At 30.3% G+C, this 22,256-nt stretch carries 28 protein-coding genes and 1 pseudogene; 19 read left to right on the top strand and 10 right to left on the bottom strand.

Features of this window, described 5'->3' with window-relative positions; translation table 11 throughout:
• Positions 1 to 19: 19 nt before the first annotated feature.
• The 3 genes from B4E59_RS12980 to B4E59_RS12970 form a co-directional block, all read right to left on the bottom strand.
• A complete protein-coding gene (locus tag B4E59_RS12980) occupies positions 20 to 805 on the bottom strand; it encodes an alpha/beta fold hydrolase (RefSeq protein WP_291048260.1) in 786 nt (261 codons plus the stop codon).
• 75 nt (positions 806 to 880) lie between these two features.
• Positions 881 to 1,582, bottom strand: coding sequence for a peptide deformylase (gene def / locus B4E59_RS12975; protein WP_219034603.1), 702 nt, complete (start codon positions 1,580 to 1,582; stop codon positions 881 to 883).
• Positions 1,579 to 1,992, bottom strand: a complete 414-nt coding sequence (locus B4E59_RS12970; protein WP_180904370.1) for a DoxX family protein — start codon at positions 1,990 to 1,992, stop codon at positions 1,579 to 1,581. Before B4E59_RS12970 ends, def begins: the two co-directional genes overlap by 4 nt.
• Before the next feature lie 125 nt (positions 1,993 to 2,117).
• Between B4E59_RS12970 and B4E59_RS12965 the strand changes: the two genes are divergently transcribed.
• The 3 genes and pseudogenes from B4E59_RS12965 to B4E59_RS14680 all read left to right on the top strand — a co-directional run.
• Complete coding sequence (locus B4E59_RS12965; protein WP_038335805.1) at positions 2,118 to 2,933, top strand: hypothetical protein; 816 nt, start codon at positions 2,118 to 2,120, stop codon at positions 2,931 to 2,933.
• A 96-nt stretch (positions 2,934 to 3,029) separates the two neighbouring features.
• Positions 3,030 to 3,458 carry a hypothetical protein gene (locus B4E59_RS12960; protein ID WP_286494833.1) on the top strand — a complete coding sequence of 143 codons (429 nt, stop codon included), beginning with the start codon at positions 3,030 to 3,032 and terminating at the stop codon, positions 3,456 to 3,458.
• 122 nt (positions 3,459 to 3,580) lie between these two features.
• A pseudogene (locus B4E59_RS14680) lies at positions 3,581 to 3,742 on the top strand (DUF4130 domain-containing protein); the annotation flags it as partial.
• Between the two features lie 17 nt (positions 3,743 to 3,759).
• Here B4E59_RS14680 and B4E59_RS12955 read toward each other — a convergent pair.
• Positions 3,760 to 4,860: a putative type IX sorting system protein PorV2 gene (locus B4E59_RS12955; RefSeq protein ID WP_291053384.1), complete on the bottom strand. Its 1,101-nt coding sequence runs from the start codon at positions 4,858 to 4,860 to the stop codon at positions 3,760 to 3,762.
• Positions 4,861 to 4,965: 105 nt separating this feature from the next.
• Between B4E59_RS12955 and B4E59_RS12950 the strand changes: the two genes are divergently transcribed.
• From B4E59_RS12950 to B4E59_RS12930, 5 genes are all read left to right on the top strand, one after another.
• Entirely contained in the window at positions 4,966 to 5,706 is a 741-nt protein-coding gene (locus tag B4E59_RS12950; protein ID WP_286473582.1) for a CDP-alcohol phosphatidyltransferase family protein, read from the top strand.
• On the top strand, positions 5,703 to 6,461 hold the full coding sequence (locus tag B4E59_RS12945; RefSeq protein WP_038334216.1) for a 3'-5' exonuclease: 759 nt from the start codon (positions 5,703 to 5,705) through the stop codon (positions 6,459 to 6,461). The genes B4E59_RS12950 and B4E59_RS12945 overlap by 4 nt, the downstream gene beginning before the upstream one ends.
• 3 nt (positions 6,462 to 6,464) lie before the next feature.
• A complete protein-coding gene (locus B4E59_RS12940) occupies positions 6,465 to 7,073 on the top strand; it encodes a fumarylacetoacetate hydrolase family protein (RefSeq protein ID WP_115000569.1) in 609 nt (202 codons plus the stop codon).
• A 107-nt stretch (positions 7,074 to 7,180) separates the two neighbouring features.
• Positions 7,181 to 7,540: a hypothetical protein gene (locus B4E59_RS12935; protein WP_286494836.1), complete on the top strand. Its 360-nt coding sequence runs from the start codon at positions 7,181 to 7,183 to the stop codon at positions 7,538 to 7,540.
• A gap of 66 nt (positions 7,541 to 7,606) precedes the next feature.
• On the top strand, positions 7,607 to 9,376 hold the full coding sequence (locus B4E59_RS12930; RefSeq protein WP_291053380.1) for a MutS-related protein: 1,770 nt from the start codon (positions 7,607 to 7,609) through the stop codon (positions 9,374 to 9,376).
• Positions 9,377 to 9,378: 2 nt separating this feature from the next.
• Here B4E59_RS12930 and B4E59_RS12925 read toward each other — a convergent pair whose 3' ends face one another.
• Positions 9,379 to 10,044, bottom strand: coding sequence for an HAD family hydrolase (locus B4E59_RS12925; RefSeq protein WP_221854475.1), 666 nt, complete (start codon positions 10,042 to 10,044; stop codon positions 9,379 to 9,381).
• Positions 10,045 to 10,262: 218 nt separating this feature from the next.
• Between B4E59_RS12925 and B4E59_RS12920 the strand changes: the two genes are divergently transcribed.
• The 8 genes from B4E59_RS12920 to recN all read left to right on the top strand — a co-directional run bounded on the left by B4E59_RS12920 (position 10,263) and on the right by recN (position 17,443).
• Positions 10,263 to 10,730, top strand: a complete 468-nt coding sequence (locus B4E59_RS12920) for a hypothetical protein (RefSeq protein ID WP_038334238.1) — start codon at positions 10,263 to 10,265, stop codon at positions 10,728 to 10,730.
• A gap of 226 nt (positions 10,731 to 10,956) precedes the next feature.
• On the top strand, positions 10,957 to 11,835 hold the full coding sequence (dapA, locus tag B4E59_RS12915; protein WP_115000572.1) for a 4-hydroxy-tetrahydrodipicolinate synthase: 879 nt from the start codon (positions 10,957 to 10,959) through the stop codon (positions 11,833 to 11,835).
• A 12-nt stretch (positions 11,836 to 11,847) separates the two neighbouring features.
• Positions 11,848 to 12,354 carry a ferritin gene (locus B4E59_RS12910; protein ID WP_038334248.1) on the top strand — a complete coding sequence of 169 codons (507 nt, stop codon included), beginning with the start codon at positions 11,848 to 11,850 and terminating at the stop codon, positions 12,352 to 12,354.
• An 81-nt stretch (positions 12,355 to 12,435) separates the two neighbouring features.
• Positions 12,436 to 13,317: an outer membrane protein assembly factor BamD gene (gene bamD, locus B4E59_RS12905; RefSeq protein WP_038334250.1), complete on the top strand. Its 882-nt coding sequence runs from the start codon at positions 12,436 to 12,438 to the stop codon at positions 13,315 to 13,317.
• A 27-nt stretch (positions 13,318 to 13,344) separates the two neighbouring features.
• On the top strand, positions 13,345 to 13,668 hold the full coding sequence (locus B4E59_RS12900; protein WP_019973784.1) for a DNA-directed RNA polymerase subunit omega: 324 nt from the start codon (positions 13,345 to 13,347) through the stop codon (positions 13,666 to 13,668).
• The gene (coaBC, locus tag B4E59_RS12895; RefSeq protein WP_286494839.1) at positions 13,668 to 14,867 is read left to right on the top strand and encodes a bifunctional phosphopantothenoylcysteine decarboxylase/phosphopantothenate--cysteine ligase CoaBC; all 1,200 of its coding nucleotides are present in this window, start codon (positions 13,668 to 13,670) and stop codon (positions 14,865 to 14,867) included. The genes B4E59_RS12900 and coaBC overlap by 1 nt, the downstream gene beginning before the upstream one ends.
• An 8-nt stretch (positions 14,868 to 14,875) precedes the next feature.
• Positions 14,876 to 15,784 carry a type IX secretion system protein PorD gene (porD, locus tag B4E59_RS12890; protein WP_291053377.1) on the top strand — a complete coding sequence of 303 codons (909 nt, stop codon included), beginning with the start codon at positions 14,876 to 14,878 and terminating at the stop codon, positions 15,782 to 15,784.
• Positions 15,785 to 17,443, top strand: coding sequence for a DNA repair protein RecN (gene recN / locus B4E59_RS12885; protein WP_291048297.1), 1,659 nt, complete (start codon positions 15,785 to 15,787; stop codon positions 17,441 to 17,443).
• Between the two features lie 75 nt (positions 17,444 to 17,518).
• Here the strand turns inward: recN and B4E59_RS12880 are convergent, their stop codons facing one another.
• The 5 genes from B4E59_RS12880 to B4E59_RS12860 all read right to left on the bottom strand — a co-directional run bounded on the left by B4E59_RS12880 (position 17,519) and on the right by B4E59_RS12860 (position 20,685).
• Positions 17,519 to 18,391, bottom strand: a complete 873-nt coding sequence (locus tag B4E59_RS12880) for a nucleoside phosphorylase (RefSeq protein ID WP_291048300.1) — start codon at positions 18,389 to 18,391, stop codon at positions 17,519 to 17,521.
• A gap of 65 nt (positions 18,392 to 18,456) precedes the next feature.
• Positions 18,457 to 18,786 (bottom strand): translation initiation factor, encoded by a 330-nt coding sequence (locus B4E59_RS12875; RefSeq protein WP_291048303.1) that lies wholly within the window; start codon positions 18,784 to 18,786, stop codon positions 18,457 to 18,459.
• Positions 18,787 to 18,871: 85 nt separating this feature from the next.
• Positions 18,872 to 19,600, bottom strand: coding sequence for an ATPase (locus B4E59_RS12870; protein WP_221854480.1), 729 nt, complete (start codon positions 19,598 to 19,600; stop codon positions 18,872 to 18,874).
• Positions 19,588 to 19,827 carry a hypothetical protein gene (locus tag B4E59_RS12865; protein WP_291048307.1) on the bottom strand — a complete coding sequence of 80 codons (240 nt, stop codon included), beginning with the start codon at positions 19,825 to 19,827 and terminating at the stop codon, positions 19,588 to 19,590. Before B4E59_RS12865 ends, B4E59_RS12870 begins: the two co-directional genes overlap by 13 nt.
• A 156-nt stretch (positions 19,828 to 19,983) precedes the next feature.
• Positions 19,984 to 20,685 (bottom strand): DUF1826 domain-containing protein, encoded by a 702-nt coding sequence (locus B4E59_RS12860; protein ID WP_219034616.1) that lies wholly within the window; start codon positions 20,683 to 20,685, stop codon positions 19,984 to 19,986.
• Between the two features lie 111 nt (positions 20,686 to 20,796).
• Between B4E59_RS12860 and B4E59_RS12855 the strand changes: the two genes are divergently transcribed.
• From B4E59_RS12855 to B4E59_RS12845, 3 genes are all read left to right on the top strand, one after another.
• Positions 20,797 to 21,012, top strand: a complete 216-nt coding sequence (locus B4E59_RS12855; RefSeq protein ID WP_038334324.1) for a hypothetical protein — start codon at positions 20,797 to 20,799, stop codon at positions 21,010 to 21,012.
• A gap of 60 nt (positions 21,013 to 21,072) precedes the next feature.
• Positions 21,073 to 21,717, top strand: coding sequence for a peptidylprolyl isomerase (locus tag B4E59_RS12850; RefSeq protein ID WP_221854483.1), 645 nt, complete (start codon positions 21,073 to 21,075; stop codon positions 21,715 to 21,717).
• 101 nt (positions 21,718 to 21,818) lie between these two features.
• Positions 21,819 to 22,172: a YkvA family protein gene (locus tag B4E59_RS12845; protein WP_115000587.1), complete on the top strand. Its 354-nt coding sequence runs from the start codon at positions 21,819 to 21,821 to the stop codon at positions 22,170 to 22,172.
• The last annotated feature ends 84 nt before the right edge of the window (positions 22,173 to 22,256 follow it).

Here is a 22,256-nt window from a genome sequence, read left to right as displayed (position 1 = left end):
AAGCTTTTTTTAGTTTATTTTATTTAATTCGATGAATATATTCAATTACTTTATCGTTAAAAATTTGTGGTTGATCGACATTCACAACATGTCCACAATCTTCGATAACAATCAATTCTGAATGTTTGGTATGTGCTTTTATTAATTCCTGAATCGAAGGCAAAAACATATGATCTTCTGCTCCCATCACATATAAAGTCGGAATATTTAATTCAATTTTTCGAAACCATTTTAGCAATGGATTGACATCCGCAGTGAGTTTGAACCATTTCAAAAATTCTTTTTGATACAATTTCTTCGCCTCATTGATAAATAATAGCCTTGACTCTTTGTGCGTATTCTTTGGCATGATAGCGAAAGCAAAAATTCGATACAAGATTAAATAAGGCAACATATGTTTGAATGTATTTCCAACGTTAATCAAAAATTGACATTGAAAATTAATTTTCATAATTGCGCCTCCCATCACCATTGATTTGAATCGCTCCGAATAATCTTCTGCCAATTGTCGAATCACAATCGTTCCCAAAGACATCCCAACAAAATGTGTTTTATCGATATTTAAATGATCTAAAACATCAATCACATCTTTTGAAACTGATTTGAAAGTATAACGTTTTTCGAAAAGCGCTTTCAAGTTTTTCTTAGAACGTCCATGTCCTCTCAAGTCCATTAACAAAACATTGAAATGTTTGCGAAATTCACGCAATTGCTTGAACCAAATCGTAGAACTTCCTCCTGCTCCATGAACAAAAGTCACCCATTCTGTGCTCGTTGGATGATTATATGTAGTGTATGCTAACAATTTTCTAAATAAGTTTTTGCAAAATTAAACTAAAAACTATGCCAAGCATAATAATTTCTAGGTTTTAAGAAATTTTTAATCTTCATCGTCGTCGTCATCTGTAAAAGAACTAGTCTTTTTCAAGTAAAAAACATCGTTCATCACTTCAGCTTTCACGTAATTTAGATTTTCTTGCTCTTTCATTCGATCTGTAAATAACGTTCCTGTTAAATGATCGTATTCGTGCTGAAAAATAACCGCTGTAAAACCTTCAACTGTTTCATCATGAAAATTTCCATCCAAATCATAATATGCCAATCGAAGAACCAAGCTTCTATACACTTTTCCGAAAATATCAGGAATAGACAAACAACCTTCGCGACCGTGACGAACAATGTCCGAATACCACGTGATTTTTGGATTGATAATAAACTCAAAAGGTTCGCCTTCTTTGTCAAAACGTTGCACCCAAACCGCGTTGCGATTAATTCCAATTTGTGGAGCTGCAATACCAACACCTTTACTTGCCTCGTCTTGAACCGTTGCATACATACGATCGGCCAATAATTTGATTAATGGATCTTTTGGATCAATATCAATAGAAGTTGATTTTAAGATTTTTGTATCTGCATCCGAAGTTGTTAATAAAACACGAAAAGGATCATAGGATTTCTTTTCTTTTATTAATGTTAATTCTGCCTTTGCTAATGGCGTATAAACAATGTTTTTCATATTTTTTGATTGAGCAAATAATGCAGAAGAACAAATCAATAAACTATAGGTTAATGTTTTTATCATTTTTTAAGTATCAATTTGTCTAAAGAATATTTTCCTGCGCCTGATAAAAATATAACTAAATAATTGATTAAGTAGAATAATCCCAATTCTTTTTTACCAAAATCATGATCAGCATGCACGATAAATACAGCAACTAACATTGTAATGATTAGTGGAATTACCGCCAAACGAGTAAATAATCCGACCAAAACTAAAAAAGCACAAAGTATTTCCGCAAAAACAGTTAAACCTAAAGAAATTTCTGGTCCAAGTCCAATTGGATCTCCAAATTCGAAATTTCCATTGATTAATTTTTGCAATTTTCCGAATCCGTGTGTAAACATAAATCCACCAGCAGCTAAACGTACTAATAACAATGATAAATCGATAAATGCTGGTTGATTTCCTAAAAGTTTAAATTTTGTGCTCATTTTTTTATTTTTTTTTCAAATATAAGTTCTAGTTTTTACGTTCACCTTTAAATAGATCAAGAAATTTACATTTTTGAATTAATTTTGGTTAATCTTTCTATTCAAGAAAAAAAAAAATACAACATATGTTAAAAAACATTGCTTTAATTACCATATTATTTTCAGGTTTTGCATTTGCTCAAAAATCTGAATTACAACAAAATGATGTTTTAGGAAATCCAACTTTTATCGAAGAATCGATGCAAAAAGCACGTATTCGCATGAAGTTTATTGAAGGTTATGAAACGGAATATTACACAAAATCAACGTATAATAAAGATGGTAATCCGACAAAACGTGATTATTTTGATGAAGCTGGAAATAAAACTTTTGCTGAAATATTTAATTATAATGAATCGAATAAATTGATTTCGAGAGAAATGAAAAACAATGACGAAAGTTTAGTTTTCAATTTTGATTATGAATATACAACAGACGGTTACATTGTCACGAAAAGCGAAAATGATGTCAATGTTTCTAAAACTGAATACAAATTAGACCAAAATCAGAATGTAACTTACGAAAGAGAAACTAATTTATTGGAAGATTCTGATGTTTTTATCGAAAAAACGTTTCAATATCAAAATGGATTTTTAGTCAAAACATTGGTGAAATATAACCAAGGAAATTATACGTTGAATTATAAAAACGACGCGAAAGGCAATCCTATAGAGGAAAATTATGTGGACAAAGACAATAAACAAGTCAATAAATATATTCGCAAATTTGATGAAAACAATAATATTATTGAAGAAACTGTGATTGATGAAGCAGGAAAAGTAAAGAATATTTCCACGATTAAATATCAATATGATAATCATAAAAATTGGGTCAAACGAACACAATTCGTCAAAGATATTGATCAACCAATTTCAAATACAACAAGAACAATACGTTACTAGAAATACAAGAGCCAAGTTAATTTGGCTCTTTTTTATTTGATTATTTAACTAAATGTTTTTAAATTTATTCAAATCAATTATTTAACTTCATCTATTATGATCAATAATGTGCAAGAATTTAATCGACTTTTTCAGTTATACCAAAAAGATAATCGTTTCAATTTGTACATAAATGATTATCCTAAAAATGAATTTTTGTTTCAATTTTATTCAGATGAAATTGAAGATTTAAATTTGGAATATGTTGATATTAATTCAAATTCTATCAAAAAAATGCATGATTATCGTGCAAAATTAAGTGATTTTTTTCAACCCGAAGAACTTCCAACACTAGAGATTAAATCAATTTCAGGTTATTTTAGTCATTTTGATTTTTATTTTATGACAAATGAAAAAACCTTTGTATTTAACTATATTCACCGCGATTTTTTGTCTCAATTAATTGATATTCTTCTTGCTGAATTAGATTGTAATTTTATCAGCCGATTAAAAACTGAACTTTTAATCAATTTGGAGTACGATTAAATTTTTTGTTAAACTTTTTCAGCGATATTTATTCGTTTTGAAAAGATTAATTAAGATTTATTTTTTGCGAAAACTGATCCAAAATATAATGTTTTACCTTTAATTATTATTTTGATGTAAAAGAGAATTTATACCAAGAATTGTGGAAGTCTTATTTTAATTGGACAACAATTGAAACAAGGAAAAATTCGATGTTACTAATCCAAATGATGCCAAAACGCTTTTGGAAACACTTGACAGAGTATAAAATATCAATATTCAGAAAAATATACCTATCAATATAATTATGAGTAAAACTTATTTATCTCCATTTATCCATCTCGAAACGGACTGAGAAAATGTTAGAATATAATCCTAAACCGCTGTCTCCAAAGTTTGTCAAAGCATAATCAATCGAGATTCCTTTGTATTTGAAACCTACCCCAACATTTGGCTGAATTTGAGTTTTATCTTTTCCATCAAATTGCGAAATCTTCTGTAAATTGTTCAATCCTCCACGTACAAAAACCATGTCATCATAACCTAATTCAAGACCAACTTGTGGCGAAATCGAAAATCCTTTTCCAGAAATTGCGGCATTCGTTTGTTGAAATTCGATATTCATATCAACCTCTCCCAATAACGAAACTCGTTCATTAAAATCAAAACGTTTTCCAACTCCAAATTGCAATTTAGGCATTGTTAATTCGATATTCTCTCCAGGTAAATCATTCAAAATTGTTGGCTCACCTTCATTATTTGGTTCGTCAATCGTGATTTCTTTTACCTTTTTTTTATTGATACTCCACGCATTGAAAGTTGTTGTAATATCTCGTGCCATCAAACCAAAATACATTTTATTATCGGTACGATATTGCAAACCAAGATCTAAACCGAAACCAAATCCTTGCGCAAATTTCCCAATATGTCGATAAACGATTTTAGCATTTGCACCAAACTGAATATCTTTATTATTAAAGACATTTCCCGCATAAGACATTGTTAAAGCATAGTCTGCTGTAGAAAATTTAGAGATTTTATCGTAATTAATATTTCCTTGATTATCAATCAATTCTGTTGTATTCAAAATATTATCAACACCAAAACGTGTAAACGAAAATGCAATCGTAGAATTACTTTCTCTCAACGGAATTGCAACCGCCGCATAATCAAATTTTGCAATCGACTGAAAATATTCAGCATGCATTGCTGCAGCTTCCCAATCATAGGTAATTTCCGTTAATCCAGCAGGATTCCAATAAGCCGCATTTGCATTTCCAATATTCGCCACAACCGCATTACCCATTGCAAACGAGCGCGCATCTGCACCAATATTCAAAAACTCGTTCGAATATTTGCGTGTGGTTTGAGAAAAAGCAAATTGACTTGCCAGAACAGATAATATAAGGAATGTCTTTTTCAAAATTGATGAATTACGAATATAAAAACTCAAAAATAGTGGTTTTATTGTGTTTAAAAAGGATTCAGATTAATTTTTGTTTGTATTTTTGCGATGAAAAATTCATTTATGAAATTATTTACAATTCCAAATTTTCTAACACTACTTAATCTTTCATGTGGTGTATTATCAGCCATTTTCATGATTTCGAGCAATGCTCAAATCACAACTACCACAGTTACAATTGTGATGGTTTTGATGTTGATTTCATTAGTTGCTGATTTTTTGGACGGAATGGTTGCACGACTAATGAATATTGGTAGCCCGATTGGAAAAGAATTGGATTCTTTGGCAGATTGTATTTCGTTTGGTGTTGTACCAGGATTGATGTTATTTTCGATGTTTAATCATTTTTCAACTGATTTTATTTATGAAAATGAGAATTTAAAAATTGCTGCAATTTCATTATTTGCTTTTTTAGTTCCTGCTTTTTCGGCGTTACGATTAGCAAAATTTAATTTAGATGAAGATCAAGCAACGTATTTCAAAGGTTTGGCAACACCATCAAATACCTTATTTATTTTCTCATTATTTTCTATCTATTACAATAATGGACAAATTATAAATCCATCTCTTGATCCGTATTTATTAATTGCCGTTTCTATTGTATTTAGTGTTTTATTAATTGTCGATTTACCATTATTTGCCTTAAAATTTAAAGGATTGAGTTGGGCAGAAAATTATTATAAATATATTTTCTTAATCATTACATTAGGTTTAGTGGCTTGGTTGCAAGTTGCTGCAATTCCGCTAATCATCTTATTGTACATCCTTATCTCAATCATTTTTAGAAAAGAAATTACAAAATGAAATTAACTAAAAATATCTGTTTCTTTGATTTAGAAACAACTGGAACTAATGTTTCAAAAGACCGTATTGTTGAAATCTCTATCGTGAAAGCTTTGACAGACGGTTCAAAAGAAGTAAAAACTTGGAAAGTTAATCCTGGAATTCCAATTCCACCAGAAACAACTTTAATCCACGGAATTTCTGACGAAGATGTTGCCGATGCGCCTTCTTTCAAAGAACTTGCCCCTGCGATTATGGAAATGATTAAAGATTCTGATTTGGCAGGATATAATTCAAATCGTTTTGATATTCCACTTTTAGCAGAAGAATTATTACGTAATGGTTTTGATTTTGATTTATCAAAACATCGTCCAATTGATGTGCAAGTGATTTATCATAAAATGGAACCTCGCAATTTAAGCGCTGCTTATAAGTATTATTGCGATAAAGATTTGATTGATGCACATTCTGCGGAAGCTGATACAATTGCGACTTACGAAGTTTTGATGGCGCAAATCGAGAAATATGACGAGCTTGAAAATGACAATAAATTTTTGAGCGAATTTTCTTCTCAACGCAAAACGGCTGATTTAGCTGGATTTATTCAGTACAATGATAAAGACCAAGAAATTATTTCGTTTGGCAAGTATAAAGGACAAGTTGTGACGGATATCTTTGCGAAAGATCCAGGTTATTATGCGTGGATTCAGAATGCCGATTTTCCTTTATATACAAAGAAAGTTTTTACTCGAATCAAATTACAAAACGGTTTTTAAGCGATGAAAATTATTTGTGTCGGACGAAATTACGTCGAACATGCAAAAGAATTAGATAATCCAATTCCAGAATCGCCTATGTTTTTTATGAAACCAGATTCGGCCATTTTAAGAAAGGGTTTTCCTTTTGTTATTCCAAGTTTTACGAAAGAAGTTCATTTTGAAACGGAAATTGTAATTAAAATTGATCGAGTTGGAAAAATGATTCAACCTCAATTTGCAGATCGTTATTTTTCAGAAATCGGTTTAGGAATTGATTTTACAGCGCGCGATGTACAACAAGAATTGAAAGAAAAGCGTTTTCCTTGGGAAATTGCGAAAGCTTTTGATGGTTCTGCATTTGCTTCTGATTTTCATCCAAAAGAAAATTTTGATTTAGAAAATCTTACATTCAAATTAGATCGAAATGGAGAAAATGTACAAACAGGAAATTCAAAAGATATGATTTTTCATATCAATACCTTAATTGCTGAATGTTCTAAATATTTTACCTTGAAAAAAGGTGATTTAATTTTTACTGGTACACCAGCGGGAGTTTCTAAAATCAATTCAAAAGATACCTTAGAAGGTTATTTGAATGATGAAAAAGTATTCGAAATAAAAGTATTGTAATCATTAAAAAAGAGAAATATATTTTCATTTGTTATTATATTTTATTGTTTTCTTGTAAAAAAGAAAACAATATTGTTACACCTGTAATTCATGAGAATGTAATAACAATGAATTCAATTTCTGATAATTACGATTCGATTACTACTAAAGTGAAGAAACTTGGTGATGAAGAAGCTTATTCAGAATTATTTTATCATTTAAAAGATTCAAATTTTGAAGGTAGAACAGATTCTTTAATGGTTTATTCAAAAATAATGGCAGAAAAATATCACTTTGAAAAAGCTTATATAGATTATTTGGATGCTATAACTGAAAAATATGGAATAGAAAATGATATTGGAAATTATTCAACAATTAACCTTTCAAAATTAAAATCTAAAGAAAAGCATGAAATTATTGATTGGCTTTCTAAAATGGTTGAAAAAGGAATAATTACAGAAAAACAATTTCAAGAAGTTAAAAAATAATAAAAGAGCGAAATTTCGCTCTTTTATTATTTATACCACTACTTTTAATCAGAAATAAAATTAAGAATGGAAGACTATCTAAAAATAGAAGAAAAACTACAAAATGATTTTAATTTATTGAAATCTAAAAAGAATAAAATCAGCAATATCAGGCTTGTTGCATTTATTATTTCGGTTGTATTTTTCTTGCTTTACGTCACGTCGAGCAACAATTTATATTTGATTATTTCTTCTATTTTATTTATAGTTTTCATCGTTTTAGTGGTTAAAACTTCTAAAATTTCTTCGGAACTCAATTATTCAATTCAAGCTTTAGAAATTATTAATCAAATAAAATCTGATGATTCTATCGATCCATTTGTTGAAGATAATTCTCAGTTCAATAATGTTTACAACAAAGATTTAGATATTTTGGAAGGAAATTCAATCTTCAATCGGATCAATAAAACGCAAACTCGAATTGGAAATTTACAGTTGAAACATTTTTTATCGAATTTGATTTTAGACAAATCAGAAATTATTGATAGACAAAATGCATTTACAGAATTGGCTGAAAAAAGAAATTGGATAGTGACATTTTTGACATTTACAAAGCGATTAAACATGAATCAATCTTCAATTTTTGTGTTCGAAAATCGTGTATTCAATACTAATTCAATAAAATTACTTCCACTAATCTTTTCTGTTCTGAATATTTTATGTTTTATCGCTTTAGCAATTATTAGTTTTCCGAAAGAAATTGTTTTTTATTGGATTCTAGGCGCAGTTATTATTTCGAATGCAATTTCCATGTTTTATAAACAACAACTTCGACGAATAGCAGCTTATACGACAATGAAAGCAGATGAATTGGATAATTTATATGAAGTTTTTCGACATATTGAAGAAGAAAAATTTGAATCAAAACTAAATGTTGAAATTCAAAATACATTTGTAAATCCTTTCAAATCATCGGATTTAATCAAGACAATTTCTTCAACAAAAGAAACTTTAGATGCAGCAAATTTCCCGATTTTAGGCTTTGTATTAAATACTTTTTTCTTATGGCGATTACATTATTCGATCAAATTTGAAAATGAAGTTCAAAAAACGGTTCATCAAATCAAACCTTGGTTAGATGAATTGGCGAAATTAGAGGCCTTCGTTTCTTTTGCTATTTTCAATGATAAACATACATCATTTACATATCCCGAAATTGTAGATGAACCTTATGCGTTAAAAATTACGAATGGTTTTAACCTTTTATTAGATGAAAAAACAGTTGTGAAAAATGATTTTGAAACCAATCGTCCAAACAATATTGCGATTATTACAGGTGCAAATATGGCTGGAAAAAGTACTTTTTTGAGAACAGTTGGAACAAATTTGGTTTTGGCAATGAATGGCTCAAAAGTGAGTGCAGAAAAAATGTCATTTTATCCAATGGATTTATTTACAAGTATCAGGACAGTCGATAATCTGTCTTCTGGCGATTCTTATTTCAAAAATGAAATTAATAAATTGAAAATTTTGATTGAACGTTTAGAAAATGATCAACCACAAATCATCATTTTAGATGAGATTTTAAAAGGAACAAATTCAGAAGATAAACTAATTGGTTCGCAAAAATTTTTAGAAAAATTGATTAAATCTCCTACAAAATTGATTGGTTTTATCGCGACTCACGATTTAGAATTAACGAAAATGGAAGGTGAAAACCCGGATCATATTATTAATTATTGTTTCGAATTAAAAAACGTGGACAACAATTATTATTCAGATTATAAATTAAGAAAAGGCACAACCAAAATGATGAATGCCATTTTCTTAATGAAACAATTTAAGATTATTGATTAATCTTAAATTGTTAATTCAAATTCTTTAATAAAATTTGCATCAATCGCATTAAAATCATCTACAATACAATTTGCTTTTGAAATATCTTGTTGTTTCGAATTTGCACTTTTGTAACCTAAACAATACAAATTCGCACGGGAAGCCGCTTCCACTCCGTTTTTACTATCTTCGATAACTATACATTCAGCATGTTTAGATTTAGCCAAATCAGCTGCATATAGAAAAATAGCAGGATCTGGTTTTGACTTCGGAAAGTTTTCGCCAGAAATTTTATGTGTAAAATATTGATTCAACTCAAAACGATTAAAAACTCGATCAATTGTCGATTTTGAAGCCGAGGACGCCAAAATCAGTTCGATTCCATTACTGTATAAATCTTTAATCAAACTCTCAACCCCGTCAATCAAATACAAATCAGGTTTTGTGTCAAAAGCTTCATTAAAGATGGTACGTTTTCTCAAAACCAAATCGTTCACTTCTTCTTTCAGATCAAATTTATCTTTCAGAATTTGATAAACATTCTTTGTCGATTGTCCTGTAAATGTAGCAAATAATTCTTCCGTAACTGGAATATTCAGTTCTTTATAATGTTCGAAATAAGCATATTTATGTACTGGTTCTGTATCGACGATTACGCCGTCCATATCGAAAATTACAGTTTTAATCATTATTGTTTTGTTTCTACAAAATTAACTTTTTTAAGAGAATAATGTAAAAGTTTAAACTTTAGAATGATTTTAAATTAACCAAATATCTTACTCATACAAAGCAATATATATAATTATTATTCGATTAAAAATGTTAAAACTTAACATTAAGATAACATTTGCACGCTTTTTGTAAAATAGATGGTATAACAAAGTTAAAAACTGAAAATTTAATAAAAATGAAAAAAGTATTATTAGTTGCTGTAATGGCATTAGGAATTTCTCAAGTAAATGCTCAAAACTATAAAAATGCTTTAGGTGTTGTTGTAGATTTAGGAGATGGAGAAACATTAGTAGGTCCACAATTCAAACACTCTTTTGATGGTAAAAACGCTGGTAATGTACAGGTGATGTTTGGAGATCATGTTACTGTTTTAGGTGCAGATTATACATATAATCAACCTTTTTCTGGTACAAATGGCTTAGGATGGTATGTAGGGGTTGGACCTCAATTAACTTTTGTAGATAAAGGATATTATGAAGATAAAACAATATTTGGTATTCGTCCACAAGCAGGTTTAGAATATAAAATTCCATCTGCTCCTTTGGCTTTACATTTTGATTGGAAGCCTGATTGGAGATTATCAAATGATTCAGATTTTGAAGCTGGTCGTTTTTCTTTAGGATTTAAATATACATTTAACTAATCTAAAGTTAGAAATAATATGAGCCACTCGTTTTGAGTGGCTTTTTTTTATAAGTAAAATCATAAAACATTGGCTTAAATTAATTTTATTCCTATAAATTAATCGCTATTTTTGAAAGATTTTGGATTTTATCTAAGACCAATTATAGATTAGCACTATTATTTGATTATTCAAGATATAATTCCGAATTTTAACTTAGTATTAGATTTAATAACATTTATAAAAGATGAAACAATTAATTGGGACAGGAGTTGCTTTGGTTACGCCTTTTCAACAAGATGGTACCGTAGATTATACTGCATTAGAAAATTTAGTAAACTATAGTATCGATGGCGGTGTTGAGTATTTAGTTATTTTAGGAACTACTGCAGAAGCAGCAACACTTACAAAAGATGAAAAGAAACAGGTAATCGAAACAATAAAGAAGGCGAATGCTAATCGTGTTCCGATGGTTTTGGGTATTGGAGGTAACAATACGGCAGAAGTTATTAATGGATATCAAGAAACAGATTTGAGTGATTATATCGCAGTTCTTACGGTTTCTCCTTATTATAATAAACCAAATCAAGAAGGGATTTATCAACATTATAAAGCGATTGCAGAAAGTACAGACGCCAACATTATTTTGTATAATGTTCCTGGTAGAACGGGTTCTAATATCTCAGCAGATACAACAATTCGTTTAGCAAATGAATTCAAAAATATTGTTGCGATTAAAGAAGCTTCACCAGATTTCTTACAATCAACAGATATTATCCGTAAAAATACACGCGAAGATTTCAATATTATTTCTGGTGATGATGAATTCGCTGTTCCAATGACTTTAGCTGGAGGTTCTGGTGTTATTTCTGTTATTGGACAAGGTGTTCCAACTGTTTTTACAGATATGATTCGCAAAGCAATCAACAAAGAAGTTGTTGCTGCTTACGAAGGTCATTACAAAGTTGTAGAAATTACACGTGCTATCTTCGAGGAAGGAAATCCTTGCGGAATAAAAGCTGTTTTAGATAAAAAAGGAGTTTGTAAACCATTTACAAGATTACCTTTAGTTCCAGCATCAGCTAATTTGACAACAAAAATTAACCAATTATTATCAAACATCTAAAAAAATAAAGCTATGATAAAAGATACAATATTAGACGCATTAAACAAACAAATCAAATTAGAAGGAGATTCTTCTCAATTATATTTAGCTATGGCTTCTTGGGCTGAAGTGAAAGGTTTAGAAGGAACTGCAAATTTCTTGTACTCGCATGCAGACGAAGAACGTATGCATATGTTAAAATTAATTAAATTTATTAACGAAAGAGGCGGAAAAGCGTTTGTTCCACAAATTGAAGAACCAAAACAAGATTTCACAACATTGAAAGAAGTTTTTACTGCAATTTTAAACCACGAATGCTTTGTTTCTGAATCAATTAACGAAATTGTAGGCTTAACATTAGAAGAAAGAGATTATTCAACTCACAATTTCTTGCAATGGTATGTTTCTGAGCAAATTGAAGAAGAAAAATTAGCAAGAAATATCTTAGATAAGCTAGAAATGATTGGATCTGACAAAGGAGGTTTATATCTATTTGATCGTGATATAGTTACATTAAGTACAGACACAACAGCGGAATAAATCAAAACTTTGAGATTTTATTAAGAGGATAAGAAAAAAATATTTTATACTTTAGTCCTCAAATTTTATTAAATTTGCAGAATGTTTAAAAAACTAAGCTTAGTAGTTTTAATTGGCGCTTCTTTAGTGTCTTGTAACAAGACCTATAACAAAGCGATGAAAAGTACGGATAAAGACGAAATCTTTACATTGGCTACACAATTGTATCAAGATGGTAAATATGATTTGGCAAACGAATTGTATGAAAAAATTTCTACATCATTTGTAGGAACAGAAAAATCTGCGGACATTGCCTATAATATGGCACAAGGTAACTTTAACGAAAAAAGTTTCCGTTTAGCAGGACATCAATTCAAAAGCTTTGCAGGAGCTTATCCTATGGATAGCCGTGCAGAAGAAGCTTTATTCAAATCGGCATTTTCTTATTACAAAGATTCGCCAAAATATGACTTGGATCAAACAAGTACGTACACAGCAATCAGTGAGTTACAAGGATTTATCAATTCGTATCCAGAATCAGCACACGTTGCAGAAGCGAATAATTATATTACAGAACTTAGACAAAAATTAGAATTAAAGTCTTTCGAAATTTCTAAAGTTTATTACAAAACAATGAAATATAAGGCTGCTGGAGTTTCTTTTGACAATATGGTTGATGAATATCCAGATTCTAAATTTCGTGAAGAAGCAATGATGTATTCATTACGTTCTAAAACAGAATTGGCGTTAAATTTCTCTCGTATCGAGAACAAAGATTTACGTTTACAAGATGCCAGAACGCAATATCTTTTGTTAACAAGATATTATCCGCAAACAAAATTTAAAGCAGAAGCTGATAAATTGATGGAGAAAATCGACAAAGATATGGTTGAGACTAAAAAACAATTAGCTGATATAGAAGTAGCTAAAAAGAAATTTGAAGCTGATCAAGCTGAATTAAGCAAAGAGCAAAATAATAAATAATAGTAAAATATATAAAATTCTTTCATTATGAATTTCAAGGATATCGGTGCAGCACCAACAACACAAACTTATGATCGTAATAAAATCGATGAGAAAACAGGAAACTTATACGAATCGATTGTAATTATGGGTAAAAGAGCAGAACAAATTAACCAAGAAATGAAAACTGAATTAATTCAGAAATTGGATGAGTTTGCTGCACATACAGATTCTTTAGAAGAAGTTTTTGAAAACAGAGAGCAAATCGAAGTTTCAAAATTCTACGAAAGATTACCAAAACCGACTTCTATTGCGGTTAAGGAATGGTTAGACAATGACGTATATTACAGAAATCCAAATGAGGATAAATAATGTCTGTTTTACATAGTAAAAAAATTCTTTTGGCAGTTTCTGCCGGAATAGCGGCCTACAAAGCCGCTTTTCTTGTTAGAGGGCTTATCAAAAAAGGAGCAGATGTCAAAGTTATTATGACACCAGAAGCTCAAAACTTCGTTACCCCACTTACACTTTCCACGCTTTCCAAACATCCAGTTGAATGGGAGTTTTTTGGCGATAAAGGTGATTGGAATAATCATGTAGAATATGCACTTTGGGCAGATTATATGATTATTGCACCTTGTACAGCAAATACACTTTCTCATATGGCAGATGGAACGTGTGATAATTTGGTTTTAGCTACTTATCTTTCGGCTAAATGTCCTGTATATTTTGCTCCAGCAATGGATTTGGATATGTACAAACATCCATCAACTTTAGAAAATATTGCTAAATTAGAATCTTTCGGAAATATTTGTATTCCTGCCGAAGCTGGTGAATTAGCAAGTGGATTAATTGGAGAAGGTAGAATGGCTGAACCTGAAAACATTATTGCGTTTTTGGAAAGTACAATCGAAGCTACTCTCCCACTTCACGGAAAAAAAGTAGTAGTTTCTGCTGGTCCTACATACGAAAACTTAGATCCTGTTCGTTTTATAGGTAATTATTCTTCGGGAAAAATGGGATTCGAGATTGCAAAAGCTGCTGCTAATTTGGGTGCAAAAGTTACCTTGGTTAGTGGTCCAAGTCACGAATCTGTTACAGGTTTTCCTATCGATCGAATAAATGTTGTTTCTGCTCGTGATATGTACGAAGCGATGTACGCTAATTTTGCTGATGCTGATGCTGTGGTAATGTCAGCGGCTGTTGCAGATTATCGTCCAAAAAAAATGGCTGAGCATAAAATTAAGAAAGAAAACGATGATAATTTAATTATCGAATTGGTGAAAAATCCTGATATTCTAAAATCGTTAGGCGAAATCAAAACACATCAATTATTGGTTGGTTTTGCATTAGAGACGAATAACGAAGAAGAATATGCAAAGAAAAAATTAGCCAAAAAGAATCTTGATTTTATTGTTCTTAATTCGATGCAAGATAAAGAAGCTGGTTTTCAGAAGAATACAAACAAAATTACAATTATTGATAAAGATTTATCGATGCAACAATTTGATGCAAAATCAAAAACAGATGTTGCAAAAGATATTTTGAATGTCATTTTAAATAAGTTATAAAATTTATTATGAAGAAATTAGCCTCAATTTTCTTTTCGTCGTGTTTAGCTATTTCGGCTTTCTCGCAAAATATTATTGCAGATGTAAAAGTCGATTATTCTCAGGTTCAGGGATCTAATACACAGGTTTATCAAACTTTAGAAAGATCATTAAAAACGTTTATTAATTCAACAAAATGGACAAATGATCGTTTAAAAACATACGAAAGAATTGAAGCTAGTTTCGTCATCAATGTAACGGAACGTGAGGGAAACAGAATGAAAGGTACTATTTTGGTACAATCTCGTCGTCCTGTTTTTAACTCAACGTACTATACGCCTGTTCTTAATTTATCTGACGATAATTTTACGTTTCAATACCAAGAATCTGAAGAATTAATTTTCAATGATCGTAAATTCAGTGGAAAAAATTTGACAGATGTATTGACGTATTACATTTATTTAGTTTTGGGATATGATGCAGATACATTTGCGAAAGAAGGCGGAACAGAGTATTTCAAAATGGCGAAGAAAATTGCAGATTTCGGTCAAGCGAACAATAATTTCTCTGGTTGGAGCGAATTAGATGGAATAAAATCGCGTACAGCCTTAATTAACAATATTTTAAAATCGGATAATTCAACACTTCGTAATATCATCTATCAATATCATAGAAATGGCTTAGACGTTATGTCTGAGAACGAAGTTCGTGGTAAAAACGCGATCGGAAATACATTTCTGCAATTAGAATTTTACCAAAGAGGAAATTATTCTCAATTTTATCCGCTAGAACTTTTCTTAACAGCAAAAAATAGCGAAATTAGTCAAGTATTTTCAGGCGGACAGGTTTCTACGGTGAATATCGAGAAACTGAAAGGAATTTTAAATTCAATCGCGCCAAAATACAACGACAATTATTGGAATAAATTGAAAAAGTAAATGTTAAAAACTCTTCGCGTTAATAATTTCGCCATTATCGATCAATTGGAGATTGATTTTCATCAAGGTATGACCACAATTACCGGTGAAACTGGTGCTGGAAAATCGATTTTGTTAGGTGCTTTAAAATTAGTTTTAGGCGAACGTGCCGATTTAAAAGCCTTGAAAAATATTGATGAAAAATGTATTATTGAAGCTGTTTTTGAGATTAAAAATCTTGAATTAAATGATTTTTTCGAAGAGAATGATTTAGATTATGAAGACGAATCTATTTTGAGAAGAGAATTATTACCTTCTGGAAAATCGCGTGCTTTTATCAATGATACACCTGTTAAAGTCTCTATTTTACAGGAATTATCAGAATTATTGATTGATATTCATTCTCAATTTAATACCCCTAAAATCTTTGAAGCTGATTTTCAACTTTCGATGTTGGATATTTACGGAGAAAACAAAGACTTATTGAAAGAATATAGGAAAGATTTTAACCACTATATTTCAACAAAGAAAAAAATAAAAGATGCTCAAAATTCGTTAGAAAATCAATCGCAAGATTTAGAATATAAATTGCATTTGTGGGAAGAATTGAACAATGCTTCGCTAAAAAATGAGGAATTAGAACAATTGGAAATCGAGATAAAATCTTTATCAAATGTAGAAGAAATTATTTCGATTTTGAATGAAACTTATCAATTTTTGGAGCATCCTGAAATGGGAATAATTTCTCAATTGAATGAAGCAAGCAATAAATTGAATAAAATTTCGGATTATAATTCGCAATACAATTTGATTTACGAGCGATTGATTTCATCAAAAATAGAATTACAAGATATTTCGGGTGAAATGAGTAGTTTGATAGATTCGACTGAAATTAATCCTGAAAGATTACAAGAAATTACTGATCGTTACGATTTGATTCATAAATTATTGCGTAAACATAATGTGATTTCTGTTGAAGAATTAATTGCTAAACGTGACGAATTAGAAAGTCAAACTTCTGGTTTTGATAATTTGAGTGATTTAATTATTCACTTAAATAAAGAATTGAATTCAATCTCAGAAAAACTTGAAAAACAATCAATTAAAATTAGAAAAAATAGATTTTCTTCTATCGAAATTATCCGAAAAAATATCTTGAATACGTTGTCACAATTGGGAATGGAAAATTCTCAATTAACCATTCAATTAAACGAAACAGCAGATTTTACAGCAACTGGAAAAGATGAAGTTTTGTTTCTATTCTCAGCAAATAAAGGAATGGAACCTCGTATTTTTGAGAAATCTGTTTCTGGTGGAGAACGTTCTCGATTGATGTTAGCGATTAAAAAATTATTGGCAACTCATCAACATTTGCCTACATTAATTTTAGATGAAATAGATACAGGAATTTCTGGAAAAGTTGCGAATGAAACAGGAAAAGTAATGCAAACAATGGCAGAAAATATGCAGCTTTTAGTGATTACGCATTTGCCACAAGTCGCTTCAAAAGGAAATTATCAGCTAAAAGTTTACAAAGAAGTCGTAAACGAAACAACGCAAACAAACGTGACAGTGCTTTCTCAACAACAACGCTTAGAAGAAATTGCACAAATGATTTCTGGTTCAGAATTGACAGATGCAGCAATCAATCAAGCAAAAGAATTAATGAATTTGAATTAAAATTCTTAAATTATATAAAATCAAAAAAGCTCGAGAATTTTCTCGAGCTTTTGTTTTGTATAATTAATTCTGAAATTATTTCGTTAATCTTTCCAACGAATATTCAATCATTGCATCAACTGCTTTGTAAGAATCGGCACTAAATTCACCTAAAATTCTATTCGCAACAATTGCATTTATTGATAACGCTTCGTGTCCCATCATCGCTGATAATCCATAAATTGCAGAAGTTTCCATCTCAAAATTAGAGATTCTTAAACCTTCGTAATTAAAAGTTGTTAAACGCTCATTAATATCAGCTGGATTTGGTTGCAATCTCAAATAACGTCCCTGAGGACCGTAAAAACCACAAGCTGTAGCCGTTATTCCTTGAATTGTTTTTTCAGAAGCCAATTTATCTAACAACAAATCAGATCCTTTTACTAAATATGGACGTGCTTTTTTCGGCGACCAATCAACATGTTTGATAAAAGCATCTTCTGCCTCTTTATTCATCACCGCTTCACTCCCAATATAATAATGCAAAAGTCCATCTAAACCTAAACCATGAGAACCAATAACGAAACTATCAACAGGAATATCCGCTTGCAAAGCTCCAGAAGTTCCCATACGAACAAATGATAATTTTCTGAAATCTTTTTTGATCTCTCCAGTTTCTAAATCGATGTTAGCCAAAGCGTCTAACTCAGATAAAACAATATCAATATTATCCGTTCCCATACCAGTCGAAATAACTGTTAAACGTTTACCATTCAACGTTCCTGTATGCGTTACAATTTCTCTTTTGCTTGCTGTGTGCTCGATTGTATCAAAATGTCTTGAAACTTTTTCGACACGATTTGGATCACCAACAGTTATAATAGTATCTGCTAAATGCTCTGGTCTTATATTACAATGGTAAACACTTCCGTCTGCATTTAAAACTAATTCTGATGCTGCTTTACTCATGATTTTATAATTAAAAATAAGAGAACAATATACAATTTTTATCAGTAATAATTGTAAAGAAATTATTAACCACCTACTCTTTTCACTTTAAACCCTTTATCTTTCAGGAAAGCCATAATCTTGTCGCGATAATCTCCTTGAATGATGATTTGTTCGTCTTTAAAACTCCCTCCAACACCCAAAAATTGCTTAATTTCTTTTGCTAAAAGTTTGAAATCTTCTGTTTCTCCTTCGTAACCTTCTATAATTGTATTTATTTTCCCTTTTCGTTTCTCAAACTTACAAATCAATGGTTCTTTCTGAATCCATAACTCATGTTGTTCTTCATTTGATACTTCTTCTGGCTCAGGTATATGATCAGGAAAAAGATTTTTTAATTGATCTTTTAAATCCATAGTATTTAATGTAATCCTTGTAATATATGGCGTTCTAAATTAGAATTCGTCCATTTGTACCATTATAATTACAAAGATAAAATTTTTATTGCAGTTGTTTTATAAACCAATTTGGAACTTTATCCGAAACTATTTCAAGTTCATTTCTCTTAACTTGTGCAAATAATCTCATTTCTTGAGTTGAATTATCAAAAATATAGCCTTTATCTACAATTTTTAAAGCTGGAAATAAATTCATTAAAGTAGAATGATATCGTTTAATCACCTTTTCATCTGGTACAGCGTGACCACCTTTTTCTACTCTATTTTCAATTCGAGAAATATTAATCAAAGGATCTTCAATACAGACAAAATACATATATGTTTTGAAACCACGATTTTTAGCATCCACTATTTCATCAATTTTAGAAGGATGACTCATTACCGTTTCAAATGAATAAGATTTACCTTTAATCAATAAGTGTTTTCGAATAAATGAAGTAATAAAAGACGCTTCGTAACTATGTGTAGATTTAGATTTATCAACCAAAACATTATTTCGAAACTGCACATCAATTGCTTTTCCTTCGTTATTTGCTTTTTCGAATAATGAAACTGAAGCAGGTTCAGTTTTAAAATCTTCAAAATCTTTTTCGGTAAGTTTTAGTTCATATCGATCCAAATCAATAAAACCTTTTAAAGAAATTTCTTTCTCAATCAAATCTGAATTAATAAAATATCCAGCATTAAATTTTGATGAGATTGAATCGAATAAAGTAGACTTTCCAGATCCATTTGGACCAGCAAAAACGCGCAAACGTTTTATTTTAGACATAATTTAGCTCCTTTTTTCAATTCAGCTGGAACTTTTACTCGATCTATTGTTTTAATCACCTTAATTTCTCCATTAGGTTTTCTCTCGATGATTCGATTTCCTTGAACATATTGAACTGATAAATCTAATGCTTCTGAAACTCTGATTGCAGCTTGCGATGCAGATTTAGCTAAACGATTTAACGCTCCTGCTTCTTCTAATTTTAGTATATCTGATTCTTTGTTCATAATAATAGAAATTAAATTAACAATAATTATTCATCAATAAATATACGCAAATTTAGTGAAACCATTGTAATAATAAAAGCTTGACTTCATTCAAAAGCCTAATCTTTTGAATCTAAATTATATAATTTTTATTAATATTATTTGATTAATTTATTCCTAACAGATTAACAATAATCGATATTCATCTTTATTTTCTTTCGGCGCGCGATGTACACAAGGCAAAACTTTTTGTTCTGGATGATCAACTGCCAATCGCCAAAGATTTCCTAATCCTAAATTAATTGGTTCAACACCTGGACGAATTTGATAATGCAAATCAAAGAAATATTCTTTCAAAAAATCTTCAAAACCATCAATGTATCCATCATATAATTCGAATAGTTTTTCTCTAATTTCTGGAATCAAAATTTTTTGTTCCACATCTTCATTTGCTACAATATCACTGGAAGCGCCATAGTAAGTGCACAAAAAAGTATCCGTAGGAATTGGCGAACGATCAACGTGAAATGAATAAACATCTGTCGAAATAAAATCAAATTCAGTATCGCGTTCGTAACATTTCAGTAAGTTTAAAGTTGGCGAAGCGCCAAAATCAGTTAATTGTTGTAAATCATTGATCAAAATATTTCTCGCTTTAATTCCTTCATTAGATAAATCTAAATCATTCAAATCATCAATAGAAATAACAGTAATATCATCTTTTAAAATCAATTGATTCACAATTTCCTCAAAATCACCTTCTAAATTTCGCCGCCAATTTATCGCATTATTTTTCCCAGAAAAAGCTGTATGTACAAGTTCATCAAACGAAGAAACGACAAGAACTTGTTGTTGATTAGAATTATTTTGAGTAATCATATAGCTGCAAAATTACTATTTATCAAAAAATAATTCAGCCTAAAAATTAAATTATTCCGAATGTAAATTCTCCGTTGCAAAAGTTGTATTTTTACCAAAGATTAAAAGACAATGGAAAAAGAAATTATCACCAAAACATTTACATATAAAGGCCACACCAAAACTTTTAGTGCAGAAGTGCAACCTTTACCACCTTTCAACCCAGAAACGATGGATCGCGTGAAATATGAAGAAACCAAAGAAGCACATTATATGCTTGCCGAAGCGGAAGTTTATAACCAGAAAACAGAATGGTTTTTTAAAATTGAACAAGAATTGCAAAAATAATGAAACGACACTTACGCTAAGTGTCGTTTTTTGTTTAAGTTTAATCCACAAAATTAGAACATGAAACAAATTACTCTAACATTATTTACACTTATTACGCTTTCGGCTTGTACTTCTAGCAAAACGGTTTTTCATAAAAAATGGACAACGAAACAGGCACCAGAAAATTTTGTTGCTCGATTTGAAACAACAAAAGGAAATATTGATATCGAAGTTGAAAGAAAATTATCGCCAAAAGCTGTTGATCGTTTTTATCAATTGGTTAAATACAATTTTTTCGAAGATGGAACTTTTTATCGTGTTGTTCCGAACTTTGTCGCCCAATTTGGAAATACAGACACAATTGTTTCTAATCAATGGAAAAAGTTTATTGTAGAAGATGAACCTGTTATTGCTGGAAATAATAAAGGAGCTTTGAGTTTTGCGCGCGCAGGAAAAAACACAAGAGATTTGGATTTGTTTATTAATCTGAAAGATAATCATCGTTTGGATACAATCAATTCCAATGATGTAGTAGGTTTTCCAAGTTTTGGAAAAGTGGTGAACGGAATGAATGTTGTAGAAAGTTTGTATGATGGTTACGCTGGACAAACAATGGAAGATGAAGAAATTTTTAACAGCACAAAATTAATGCGCGAAAGATATCCAAAGCTTGACAGAATATTGAATGCAAAAATCATTAAACTGAAAAAGAAAAACAAGTAAAACAATGTAACATAAAGTTTTAACATGACACAAAAATCAATTTAAATGTTTTGGCATGTACTTTGTAATACATAATACGTTTTTAAAACATATTTTGTGAAATGAAAAAATCAAAATTCTTTAAAGTCGCTGGAGAAGCAGCAATGGCAGCTCAAAAAGACAAATCTTTTTTTGAAAAAGTAAAGGCTTTTTTCAATATGTTAGGTGATTACAAAAAAGGAAGTTATAAACCTGACAACATGAATTTATTTCTTGGATTTGTAGCAACTTTATACATTATTTCTCCTATTGATATTATTCCAGAAGCGCTATTTGGACCTTTTGGTTTGATAGATGATTTTGGGATTTTACTTTTTGGAATGAAATATTTCAACAAAGAAATTATTAAATATCTTGCATGGAGAGATACGCAAAGAGCCTATGCAAATGTTGAAGATGCAAAAATTATTGAGTAGCAATAAATTAAATAGCTATAAAAAATCCGATTGAATTTTCAGTCGGATTTTTTATTTTTAGATTATGTCCCGTCCTGAAATAGC

It is taken from the genome of Empedobacter sp. UBA2044, assembly GCF_002333005.1.
Lineage (GTDB): Bacteria > Bacteroidota > Bacteroidia > Flavobacteriales > Weeksellaceae > Empedobacter > Empedobacter falsenii_B.
The sequence above is the reverse complement of the archived record's forward strand: the minus strand, read 5'-3'. Positions and strand labels throughout refer to the sequence as shown.